The 13,683-nt window shown below is 38.0% G+C and carries 7 protein-coding genes; all 7 read right to left on the bottom strand.

What is annotated here, in order from left to right; translation table 11 throughout:
- Positions 1-96: 96 nt before the first annotated feature.
- On the bottom strand, positions 97-582 hold the full coding sequence (locus LVD51_RS06905) for a YdeI/OmpD-associated family protein (RefSeq protein WP_236970475.1): 486 nt from the start codon (positions 580-582) through the stop codon (positions 97-99).
- 414 nt (positions 583-996) lie between these two features.
- The gene (locus LVD51_RS06900) at positions 997-2,373 is read right to left on the bottom strand and encodes a bile acid:sodium symporter family protein (protein ID WP_236970474.1); all 1,377 of its coding nucleotides are present in this window, start codon (positions 2,371-2,373) and stop codon (positions 997-999) included.
- A 242-nt stretch (positions 2,374-2,615) separates the two neighbouring features.
- Positions 2,616-3,869 (bottom strand): TolB-like translocation protein, encoded by a 1,254-nt coding sequence (locus LVD51_RS06895; protein WP_236970473.1) that lies wholly within the window; start codon positions 3,867-3,869, stop codon positions 2,616-2,618.
- A gap of 1,498 nt (positions 3,870-5,367) precedes the next feature.
- Entirely contained in the window at positions 5,368-6,438 is a 1,071-nt protein-coding gene (locus tag LVD51_RS06890) for a DUF6807 domain-containing protein (protein ID WP_236970472.1), read from the bottom strand.
- Between the two features lie 27 nt (positions 6,439-6,465).
- On the bottom strand, positions 6,466-7,833 hold the full coding sequence (locus tag LVD51_RS06885) for a Gfo/Idh/MocA family protein (protein WP_236970471.1): 1,368 nt from the start codon (positions 7,831-7,833) through the stop codon (positions 6,466-6,468).
- A 1,194-nt stretch (positions 7,834-9,027) separates the two neighbouring features.
- The gene (locus LVD51_RS06880) at positions 9,028-10,017 is read right to left on the bottom strand and encodes a hypothetical protein (RefSeq protein ID WP_236970470.1); all 990 of its coding nucleotides are present in this window, start codon (positions 10,015-10,017) and stop codon (positions 9,028-9,030) included.
- A gap of 262 nt (positions 10,018-10,279) precedes the next feature.
- The gene (locus LVD51_RS06875) at positions 10,280-13,378 is read right to left on the bottom strand and encodes a PVC-type heme-binding CxxCH protein (protein ID WP_236970469.1); all 3,099 of its coding nucleotides are present in this window, start codon (positions 13,376-13,378) and stop codon (positions 10,280-10,282) included.
- Positions 13,379-13,683: the final 305 nt, after the last annotated feature.

The following is a 13,683-nucleotide window of genomic DNA, read 5'->3' as shown; positions in this document are numbered from 1 at the left end:
ACCTAATCTTACTTCCCAAAAGAGGGAAGTAGAATAATATTATTTTTAAACAAAGACACAGTTAAATGAACTATCCCCAATTTTTAGGCAGAAAAATCACACTTTAGTCATTTTACGCAATTCATCCATCATAGCCAATATTCGATTTATCTTAGTTTCATCGGTTTTAGCATTATAAATCCAATCCAAATACGTTTTTCTCTGCCCTTCTGTCAATGAGGTAAATGTTTGTTTTACTATCTCCTCCTCTGTCTCAAAACAAGAATTTATTTCATCTGGTATTTCGAGTATAGACTCATCCAATGCCAACTGAATATAAACATAATCCCCAGCCTGTTTTCGAATCTTTTTGCGAATATCAGTCTTCACTGGCAAAAAAAGCTTCCCCTCTCCCATCGGCATTAGTTTATATTGGTTTAATGAATAGTCATCAATTTTCCCCTTCACCTTTACCCAACCAAATGGATTCTTTGGATTTTGGCTAATTTCAGGGATTCTGGCATAAGTCCAGCCCCCTTTCCCTGGAAACTTCTCCAGCAAATAAGATCCGTCAACCAAATATTTTTCATTTTTCAAATCCATATAAAGGCTATATTTCACCAATAAAGTTAATAAAACCTATATCAAATAATGAAGATCAGTTTCGATACCGAACACAATACTTTATATGTAGGATACATCTTCATTGCCCACATGGCTTTTATTATAAGAACATATAAATCTCAAGAATTTTGATATTTAATTTTTCACATTTCACATAACCGAATTTAATGATAATTCAAAAGATCTTTTTATGCTTTAAATCTAGGGTTAATGAAAAGATCAGGTAAATAATTGAAGGAATTCTACTAATCGATAACGCGACGATTAGATAAAAAAGACTAGAATTTATATTAAACAGCACTATATTAGGATGTCATCAAGGAATACCGTTTATCGTATTTTGTCCCAATTGACGACTGGGGGTTTAAACTATTACAGCTATTTAACCCGTATTTATACATTTGATTCCACCACTGATTCCAGACTTTTCTCAGAAAGTGTAAGAGCAGGTTTATTTTTTTTCCAATAATTCGCCAACATAGAGCCTGAAATATTCATCCAAGTACCGAATAAATTCGGCGGCAATGCAGCCACATGACTTTTAAGGACGTCCATAGCCAATCCCGTTGCCATACCTCCATTTTGCATACCGACTTCAAAGGCTACCGTTCGACAACTAGCCTCATCGATTAAGGTCTCATTAGTAGACAACCACCCCATGGCAAAACCAATTTTACCAATAACTCCTCCAGAAAGCCTAGCCATCCAATAACCTAGTAAATATCCAGTACTATTATGTATAATAGCAGCCACAACCAACAATCCGCCTGCAGCCATCAACACATCATGAGTCTGTGCAATAATCACGGCCAAAATAATGCAAATCCCTATCATGGAAACGAAGGGCAATAATTTATCCATCCAAGTATTGGGGCGTTTCAACCATATTCCAATCACGGCCTTGGACAACGACACCAACAGAATCAAGCCACAGCCCATCATTAAACCATTGCGCAATGTCAAAATCACTCCCGAATCCATCCAAGACGATGTCAAACCAAGGATAAAAATCATGAGGGCTACAAAAGCTATTCCGAGCATAGTCTTTAAACTATTGGCCCACTTTGCCGAACTATACAATATATTATGCGCCAACAACCCTATCACTACGGGAATCACTATAATATTCACTACCCCCATCATCATGGCAAAAGTATCCACAGTTATAAAGCTTCCTGCAAAGGTAGACATCAACAACGGTGTCATAACAGGCCCCAAACAAGTAGATACCACTGTCATAGTCACAGATAATGCCACATTAGCTCCGGCGATATAAGCCATTAAATTGGAGGCGACGCCACCAGATACCGATCCGATTAGCACAATCCCTGCCGCCAATTCTCCATCAAAGCCCATATAAGTAGCAACCATATATCCAACGTAGGGCATAATGCCAAACTGCAATACGACTCCAATAAATACAGGCCAAGGCGTGATTAATATTTTCTTGAAATCGGACAAACTCAAAGTCGTACCCATTCCAAACATTATCATTTGTATCAATGGAACAATCAATAAGGACAATTTAAAATCTCCCCACTGTATCAAATGCTGTGGATAGGCCAAGGCAAAACCCACACAAACCAATACCCAAGCTGTAAAAGTATACCCCTTTAATGCAGAATAATTCATCATGACAATGCTTCCCCCCATCATCAACAATAATACCCCAGGCCGATAATCAAGTTGCCCAAAAAGAGACAATACCAATAAGGCAATTCCTAAAACTGAAAATGCCAACGCCAACCTTTCAATATTCTTTGCACTCATAGATTAAGATTAAAACTAAATGAATTCACTCACTTATTGGGCCACCACAAACAAAGGCAATAAAAATATGACTATTACACTTAAATAGAAATAATATTATTAAAAAATGTAAACACTTAAAAGAAATCAATTTCAATTAATACCCAAACAAAAGAAATATTGATATAAAATGCTATAGTCGTCAGTTTATACTAAAATTTATATAAAAGTCAAACGGTAGAGATTCTATTGTAGCCTTTGGTTCAAAAATCTAGTTTCAACAAATAGGCCTGTCGACTCCCCGTATGAGTAGAGTTAAATCCAACCAGCTGTCCACTTCTACTCCATCGCGGATGAATATCACATCGCCAATGACTTTTAAATTCAGCAGGTTCAACAAATGTCCCTAAGGGCAAAATAGCCTGTGTAGCCATATGCATTAAGTAAATTTTTTGTTCTAACAAAGCACTACCTCTAGGATAGGTATCAGTAATCATCCACTTGCCATCTGGGGAGAAGGCGCCATGACCATCGTAATCTAAGATGCCATTACCCAGTCTGACGTAATTATCTTGCCCTGGAGTAAACAAAACATGACTGTATTGCTTGCCTTGGTATGCAGCCGTCACCATTAATTCATCATCGTTTAACCAATCGAAATGAGATCCTCCCCAATCATCGGGAAAACACCGTGTCAATTCCGTTCCGTCGATATTGACCACAAATGAAGTAGTATTTCTATTGGGAATGGCCCTCGCCAACCAAAATATTTTACTGTCCCCACGACTAAATAGAGTGTGATTAAAATATTCAATGCCTTCATCCACCACTTCTGGCACTTGGTCACGGACATCGGCCATGGATACTATGAGGTCGGCTTCTCCCGTTTCCAAATCAACTATAAACAAACCGTCATCTTCGGGGAATTGGACATCCATATTGGCATCTTGACCTTCGCCTCCATATCCATAATCAGAACGGGTCTGTCTCAGTCTAGAAAAATTAATACTCGCTGCATATTTCCCATTGTTGGACAGTGCACTAATGGGATAAGGAATGGTTTTAATTTCTTCCTTAGTATGAACATTGAAAATTATAGAAATAAACTTACCCTCTCTAAGATCGTTGTAAATTATTAAAGAATCCGGAGAAGAGGGCAACCAATGAGCCATACAGCCCTGTTGAAAATTCCAAGCACGTGTTTCTGTTAATGGAATAAAGTCACCTGTTTCAAGATCTACCATCCCCAAGGTTGCTGGTTCATCCTCTGTAGGGAGGGTATACTTGATATCGGTCTCCAGAACGGTAGCATATCTATCATTGGCACTGAAGGAATTAATTCCATAATAGCTGGCGTAGAGATGTTCTTTGCCATTGTCCACCAATAATATGGGCTCGGATATGGTCGGAAATTCAACCACATTTTTATTTTCTTCGTGTTTTGATTCTGTTTGACAACTCAAAAAGACACAAAGCACAGCAAGGACAACACTTATTTTTACCATTCTATTTTTCATTAAATCATTACAATTGTCCAAAAATAACAAATTTATTAATATATAATTTGGATAAAATACAAATATTCATCACCATTAAAAAAGAAGTGTAATTAGCTATGGACCCTATAAATAGAATATCTACTATAGCTATATACGTTTCGATTTCGAACTTAAAATTATTCTAGAAAAGTAAACTTATGAATAAGGTAACACCAAACACACAAAATCATTCATTAAAAGGATTTTATATATGATTTAAATTCATATATTTGTATTAAAAAATATGAACTTCAAGTTAAAATTGTATGACCTAGACGCTTGGCGCAACATTCATGTTCAACATCTAAGGTATACACGAAATCTATATTTCATATTAGCATCATCTATGTTAGGTTACACATTAACCCAATTTAAATCCTTTAATAACACAGAAAATGATTGTCATATATGGTGTAGTATAATTTCATTATTTTCACTCATCATCTCAATAATTATTGGCTTGATCATTACCCGTTCTGAATCAAAAAATTATAAATTAAAGTACAAAATAAGCAGAGCCCTTGAACGTAAACAATATAAAAACAATACATTCCCCGACAATCTTAAAGAACTAGAAAGTCAATGTTCTAATCTTGAAAACTTAAACAAAAATCTTACTATTTGCCAAGAAATCGCTATCATAATTGCACTTATACTACTTATCTTATTAATGATTATTGCCCCCTAATACCAAATGAATTTATCATTAACAGTTATATTTCGATTTATATACTTTGAAAACAAGAGAAAGGACAAGATATAAAACTAAAGGAATTTATCCCTGAATCACAGAAACTGTGGTTGTATTTTTTCTTTCCCTGGAGATTTGATATAGTTCACCATAAAGAACACATAGGTTTTTTCTAAAGATACAAAGAAATGATGGCTATTGATGGTTAATGAACCTTATGATTGCCGTAGCGCCTTGGTACTTACGCGGCTCGAAATGGAAGACGAATGATTGATTTGCCGGATTTTTGCTATAATCGACTTCTATCTATAAGAAAACTTTTAGCGTGATAGATATATTCTGACATTGTAATATTTTAACCACCCCGTCAGTAAACTACCAACCCTCCAAAGGAGGGGAATTGGGCAAAAAGTGTGACAAATCTATGATCATCTCCATTCGCAATTAAATAATCCACACATCAGTCCAATTTCATGATAGAGCAATGGATGTTTACCCTCATTTAGGAGAGAATCCCCACCCAAGCGCACTGGCTCCGTTTATCTCATCGGATGGACATTTAGTCCATCTGCCTCCCCAAAGGGTAACTTCATTCGGTCAACATAACACATATTTGACTTAAAATATCATATTCAATATATTACGTATTAATATAATTAATATTTTTAAAACATAAAAAAGTCTATATAGCTCACTCCCGCAACCTATATAGACTTTTTATCTCACCTCAGTTTGGAGGTCATTCCTGCTCTCCGCCCTTTGGATAATTTCAACTAAAAATCAGCCCTAGTACTTTTTTGCAAAATCATCAGCATAGCTGTTGATTTGATCTGCAGTCAAATGATTGCCTGAACTAATGATGGTTCGATATCTAAACGTCACCGATCCCTTCTTTGGAATAGAAAAGTTAATACTTTGTTTACCCTCGGTAAAATCTTTAGCCCCAAATGGATTGGCTGCAAAAAGACCATAGCCGCGAGCATGCCACCAAGTTGGATAATTTACATTTTTGGGATGATCACAGATCACCAAAGAAACCTTCTCATCACCAATATTGCCATACAAATCCATCCATTTTGCTCGACTGCCCCATACCTCTAGGCCACTTCCACCTTCACTACTCATATAGTTACCAGTAATTCCATCAGTTGACATAGCCTTTACTTTCTCTGGCTCACCAGCTGCATTTAAAAGCGTCATCGTTCCCTGTGAAGGCAATTCCAATTGTCGCGCCACCCGTATCCCAAACATACCTTCTTTGGTGTCATCGAATTTTACTTCTTTGTCGATAGATGTAAGGGTCGTAATGCGATCAATAATACGCAGTGATCCCTCTGCAATAAAGTGAAACTCAGTATTTTCATTTAACAATTCTACCCCATCACTACCGATCCATTGAGAAGAGAATTTTAAGACTCCTTCATTTGTCCCTGCTGAAGTCTTATTGACTTTCACTTCTTTAATGAATCCTCCATTATCATTCTTCGTCCCTAGTCCATGCGACCCATTACCCCAAAAATCATTGCCATCGACCTTTCCATAGGTCAACCACATCCCCATCTGATGAGGGTGATCTGCTCTCTCTCCCACCTTAGGATTGAGAGGGAAACCTCTGGTAATCTCTGTCCCTCCGGCATTGATAATGGGATACAGCATAGGTTTTGTTGCTTTCTCTGGCCACCTAAAAGAAGTAAACAATTGATTATCAACCATTACATCCACGCTATTATCCTGGGCATTTTCTATAAAAGTCACTTTCGATTTTTCACCGTTACCATCTGCTTTTCCCATATTTTTATTGCAGGAAAAAGAAATCAAAACGACAAAGGCAACCATTGTTGCAGTTAAATTTTTCATTTTATTATTTTCTGTTTTTATATTAAATTATACTGATTCGGGTACGATATAAGGTGTACGATAATTTCTAGTCAACATGGCATTGGCATCGGCATCCGATTTCACCATTTCCAAATCGCCCATAAATTCTAATTTTCGATCCAATCGATACGATACATTGGACAATAAAGCCAAGGCACTAGACATATAACCTTCCTGAATATCACAATTCAAGTCCAAATCCTTACCGGAACGAACGGCATCGATAAAATTGGCAAAATGCGCCGTATCGCTTGATCCCGTCAATGAAATACTAGCATTACTTGTACCTCCAGGTTTGGACCCCGCAAAAGGCTGTTTTTCTCGACCTTTGAAGGCCTTCCAAGTTCCTCCATCGATCTCCAGATATCCTTCCGTCCCATAAAAAACATTCCCCACTCTGATATCCAAACTAGACTCCCCATTGGAATATCGACCACGAGTCTCAAACTCCAACATTGTTCCGTCTGCGTATTTAATGATTGAACTTTGGGTATTCGGTGTTTGCTGTGCACACTCATCTGGATCGATACCATATATACCTCCAGTTGAATAAATACTTACAGGATGTTCTTTTTTGTTCAATCCCCATCTGGCTACATCAAACTGATGTGGTCCTTGATTTCCGGTATCTCCGTTACCGGTATCCCAAAACCAATGCCAATTGTAATGACCTCTTTTTTCGTTGTATGGTCGCCAAGGAGCTGGCCCCAACCATTGATCATAATGCAGACTGGCAGGCGGTTCAGTATTGGGAGCTATTCCAAAGGAATCTCTGGGTTTAATACAAGTTCCTCTGGCCATATATACGTCTCCGATACCTCCGTCATGGAGAAATTTCATCGCTTCGATTACATTATCTATAGATCGATTCTGGAAACCGACCTGCATTCTCTTATCGTATTTTCGAGCTGCTTCGATCATCTTGCGACCTTCCCATAAATTGTGCATGGCTGGCTTCTCTACATATACGTGCTTACCTGCCTGACAAGCCCATATTGCACCGAGAGCATGCCAGTGATTTGGTGTAGCAAAAGATACTACATCAATATCGGGATCTTGCAATACCTTGTGCATATCCCATTCTGTTTTGGGTTTTTCACCTCCATTTTCAATCACCATTTTGGATCGCGGTCCAAAAAACTGTTCATCCACATCACACAATGTCGTCAATCGAATGTTGTGGCTATTCCTCATTTCGCAATAAGCTGAAATATGGGATTGACCTCGACCTCGAATCCCTACCACTCCCACATTGATCCTGTCATTGGCTCCAATGATAGAAGCGTAAGAACGAGCGGTCAGGCCCATGCCTCCGATGACAAGGCCGGTAGTACCGACCATACCCTTTTTAATAAATTCTCTTCTTTTTGTCATAATGAAAATAATTATATATTAATAACTTGTTTGTAATTCCACTTCCTTCGCTAAACCATACAAACCTAGATAGATCAATGTCTAACTAATTCATTATTGCTACAGAAGAAAAATTCCAATCCCCTATCCTGCCAACTTCAACTATCCTCCTCCACAAGGAATGCATCTTTGTGCAACAAATTCGTTATCAAGCAAGGTACATCACAGAGTTAAATAGATCAACTATAAATCCTTACTAACCTTGCCTGAATGTGCATGATTTAAATTTTCAAATTTCCCTTTTTAAAATTACCATCACAGCACTATAATATTTTCATTTGAAATTTTGATTGATATCCTAGTGGCCAATATATATCTTATATTTTCCATTCTTACTAGAGATATCTCAATTTATATTGTAAATATGTATTCCCTTACCGAAATGCATATTCACGATCACTAATATTTTTATATTCGTCTTTTAAACACCTATAGTATTACCATCAGCTACTACAATAGTCTCAAATCTCCAAATAATAACCCTTTGTAGCAACTCAATAAAAAATAATACGGCATAAAGATTTATCAATCTTCCAAGTATTATAAATACCGAAGTCTACACTTTGGCTCAGGACTAATCATTTATTTCACAATCCCATAGTTTATCAAAAGATTAAAGATAAAAAATTACCAACACCGCAATTTATTCTAATTATTCAATTTAATACAATCAAATAATTTTTCTTTGCTCTAGTTTAAGTATTTAACATTTTAGATTCCTGTCTAAATTTAATAAAAAAAGACTGAATTCCAGCTATTTACTACCCCATGCACCTAAATAAAATTTGAAGCAAAAAAAATAAGCTAGCATCCGTTTAACACCCATCTGAAATGTTTCAACCCAATTGCAATCACACCTCTGGCGGGGGTGTCAGTTTACTGACGGGGTGGTTAGGAAATTCTGCAGGAAATCAAAAATTTATTTTTTATTCAATCGAACCATCCCGTCAGTTTTCATAAATACTAGTCATGCCGCAGTGGTCGTCTTCCCTCATCAAATGCCTATTATAGGCATTTGGTTCCTCTAAAGAGCAACTACATTCGGTCATATTAAGGACATTTGGTTTCCTTTGGGGAAACTAGACTCAGTCATATTCAGTTATATTCGGTCATGTCTCTACGTTAAAACGTGACTGTCCTGTAATTCGTAATAGATTAATCCAATGGATCCGCATAAAACATGCCGACCACTCTCGTTTGCCCGTCCTTCAAATGACTGCTCTTCCTTTCCTTGCCTTGGGGATAACCAGGCTGACCATCGTGATCTTTCATATTGACCAACATTACATACTTCCCTATTTCAGGAATAAACGCTACATCGCCATCTTGGATTCGATAATTATCCCAGTCTTCTACATCTTCAGACCGCGGTTCAATAACAACCTTTAAAAATTCAAAACTCTTCTGAAGATCATTGGTCTTCCATGCAGCAATCCGATAGGGCAAATCCTCGGTCTCTTGATCACAATACAAATAATAGGTAGAATCAACTTTCACTATAGTGGCATCCCCTACTCCAATTTCTTGACCACCATTGGGATTGGGATTTACAGCTAAGCTATCGACGAGCTTCCAATCTCCCAAACCCGTCGTAGATTGAAAATGTGATAAACTACTACCGTCTGGTCCATGTGGAAAGTAACCAAACTCTCCAAAAATATGAAAGACTCCATCTTCATAATACACACCAATATCATCGCATTCCTCTACTGGAAAACTACCAGATTCCTCCCATTGTCCACTGCCGTCTTCCAATGCTCCAGTATAAGTATACACTTTTCCTGCTTCGTATAAATAATACATACCACCTATCTTCAATCCATCATCATATTCATAATGCCCCCCAATTTGATATTGATCAGACACCAACTCCCAATCTCTTCCTTGAATTGACCATTCTTTGGCTCGCCATAGGTGAGCCGCTGTTTTTTCATGACTAATAATTAAATAATAGGGATATTCCATGGTTTCATCATAAAACAAGATAGGATCGTGATTATTCCCGTATTTATCGGTAAAAATGGGTTGATCAATTGGCCGATACCAATCAAGTAAATCTATATCTCCTAGAGATTGATTACTCGATGGTGAACAAGCCACCAATAGGTAAAAAAATAGCAGTAAAATATGAGCGGTATAAGACATCAACATGAGTTTTATAAAAAAATATAACGATCTGTTTCTAAGCGCAATTATTATCCTATTTATACTTTATTTTCACATCAGTATTAAATCTTAGATTAACACGAAAAGTAATATTACAATATACAAACATAAACAAAGCTTGGTCACATCCTTTCAAGGACACGACCAAGCTCTATTTGTACAAATCTAATTGCCACTATTTTCTTCAAATCCTCAAACTTCCTAAAAATTACCAAAGGAAGTTTATATCTCATCGATTGTTTTATTCTGTTGCCTGAAGATCTATAAGTCTATCTAGATTATACGGCAAAGCATTCAAAAAGGCCATTAAATGAGACAATTCCTCTGTACTCAAATGTTGATCCAATCCCGCCGGCATCATCGAAACATTGTGTTCACTAATGGACAAAACATCTGCTCTAGGTATACGAATTTCATTGCCAGGTCCCATTGACATGACAACCACATCACCAGTTTGCTCTTTGATAACACCAGTATAACTATTATCCTTGGTTTTAACGATATACGTATCATATTCACGTGCAAAACTTACACTGGGATAGACTATGGCTTCCAAAATATCGTGTTGTGATCGAATATCGCCAATATTTGACAAATCCGGACCAAAATCACTTCCCTCAGAACCTACGGCATGGCAGGTAGAGCAAATGGCCTTCCCAAAAAACAATTTTCGACCTTCACCTATATCACCTTTTACCAAAGTCGCTTCTAAATCCTGCAATTTACCCAGACGCTCAGCTTGCAATTCCTCAATCTTTGCAACCAATGGTTTGGCATGATCTGCTACCGTCGATGGATAAGACTGCAACAAAGCTTCAATATCTGTCATAGAAATATTATCTAAACCTTCTTTCATACTACTCAAGCCCGATACCATAGCCATTCCTACAGCTTCGTTTTCTACACCTTTGAATACATCCAATATACCAGTCAACATAAAAGGCTCTGCTTTGGTCAATTCAACATTCCCCAAATGAATCAGTTGAGCATCCGATAAATCAGAACGACTGATCAACCTTACAGCTTGCTGTCGAGTGTAAGATACTTGATCCGCTTGCATTAAATCGGTTAAAAAAGAAAACTCACTATCTGTCAACGTTTTATCCACCATCAATCGAGCACTCATGGCCTTAAGACGAATTTCCAAAGATTTTTTTGCGTCAGCTGCCATAGTTGTCAATTGGATTTTCATTTCCTTCAACCCTCTTGATTCCAACAATTCCAACACTTCCAGCTGTAAGACTTCATCTGATCCATTTAACATTTGAGCCAAAGCATTTTGCCATTGTTTGGGAAAATCAGACACATCACAATTGCGCATCACCTCTAGGATAAGTGATTGCTGTTCAGCTGACTTTGAAGATTTCAACTGTTTCAACAAAAGAGTTTGAATTTTGGTATTCCCACAAAACAACAGCAACAACTTTTTAAGATCGGTTAAATCTTCAGCTTGAATACCCACTTTTACAAAATCTTCTACGACATCAGACCAAGCGGGTCGATGAGAGGCAACCCAGATACCGATCCCTCGATTGGCCTCATTGTCACTGGTCAAAAAAGGCAATAGATCGGACTCTTTCAATGGGGAAGGTTTCATTTGATCCAAAGCGATCAAGGCCGCTTTTTGTACATTTGGATTTCCAGATTTAAGTCCAGCTTGGAGATCTGAGACTGATCCCAATTTTGTTAAAGCGTGAATAATACTGTGCTCCAATACTCTATCGTCTACATTCTCAACCGATTTCAACAAAGAGGCTACTGCCGAAGTATTTCCAATTTGCCCCAATGCTGTAGCGGCCTGTCTTCTCACAGCCAAATCATCTTTCACTACCATATTTGCCAATGCACTAATTGCAGCTTCATCTTGAGCCAATCCAGCACAACGGGCAGCAGCCACTCTAACCAAGCCATCTTCATCACCTAGACTCTTACGAACTAAGGCCAATGCGTCAGCTCCTCCTATTCTATAACAGGCAAACACAATAGCTGCACGTGTTTCAGCATCGGAATCCGCCATCTTAGTCGCAAGTGCCGGAATAGCAGAACCTCCTTTGCGAATCAAGGCCTCTATGGCGTTTTTCCGCACAGCTAATCTATTATCCGTAAGTAATTCTGTCAATTCCGCTTCGGAGGACGCATCAAAATCAATATCATTTCCCCATAGATCTTTACCTTGTTTCGGACTATCGATTTTCCTTATTCTATAAATACCACCTGGTACTTCAGGCTTAGCCACTTGAGACAGTGGACACCCTTTAATAAACCACCCTCCAGTCACCAAGACCAACAGACTACCATCGGCATCTTGTAACACATCAGTGGGATGTACATCCTGTTTGTTAGCGGTTATAAAAGCTTCGTCTACTGTGGCATAAGTTGCCCCAACTGGAGATACCACATGTCTCATAATCCGGCCGGTATTAAATTCTGCACTAAAGAGATTGCCCTTAAAAGACTCCCCCCAGGCATCGCCCTCATATCGCATTAATCCTGATGGAGCCACTCTAGGTAACTTTGTCATCACCGGCATCAATTCCCCGGTCAAAGGCAATCCATCTTGAGAAATCGTAATTTGAGGTTTAGGATAAACACCGCCTTCAACCCAATGCATCAGGGCATCACGTTGACCATTTTGCGGTTCAGTAAAGTAGGTCATGGTTCCTATTGACTCGCCCGATGGCATAAATACAATCTCAATGGAATTGTCAAAACCGCCACCACTCATCCATTCGAGTTGACTACCGTCGGGTTTACAACGCCATATTCTCGCACCTCCACCTTTAAAATGTTCGCCTTCTTGGTTGGTGATATCAAAACTACGTCGAGCATCGGCCATATACATCCATCCATCTGGCCCCATAAAAGGACCACTTAAAATAGCTCCATTTTGGTTCAACACCCAGCCTGTAAGCAATGTCTCCCGTTCCTCAGCCTGACCATCCCCGTCTGCATCGGTCAATTTTATATAATCTGGTGAGGCAGCTACATATAGACTACCATTGTAAAAACTTCCTCCCATGGGAAATGGAATTTTATCCGCATATATTTTGCTGACATCAAACTGCCCATCTCCATTGCTATCTTCCAGTAAACGAATATGATAACTCGGTTCAGCCATCATTACCTCCGTCCCCATATCGTTGATCCCTGTGGATTCAAATACAAATAATCGCCCCTTGTCGTCGTAGGTCGCAAACATGGGATAAGATATCTGATCAGAGCTAACCACTCGTTCTATTGAAAATCCTTCCGGAACTTGCAGACCGTCCAACTCTGTAACTACCGGATCAGTGCAGGAAAACATAAAAGCACTGATGATTAAACATAAAAAATTCTTCATTTTTGATTGCATTCTTAAATTTTGTAATTTATTTTATTTAGCAATCGTAATATACATATTTAACAGCTGGATTTACCCTTCCTTTAAATCAAAATATTCACAATACTAATAGCCAGAATTTTGATTTAAACCTGATTTTTTCTTTTCATCTATAGGAATTAGCAAATAATACATTCGAAGGTCAAAAGTTCTTTCCTGGAATACTTGAAATTCATAACTCAATGTCCCATTAGGATCTAAATTGCCTTTTGACCGTAGTTAAGCAAAACCATACATCTCCCAATAGGTGTGATTGTACTGTAATT

Source organism: Membranihabitans marinus, assembly GCF_021729155.1.
Classification (GTDB): domain Bacteria; phylum Bacteroidota; class Bacteroidia; order Chitinophagales; family Saprospiraceae; genus Membranihabitans; species Membranihabitans marinus.
This window is presented reverse-complemented; position numbering and strand designations above follow the sequence as displayed.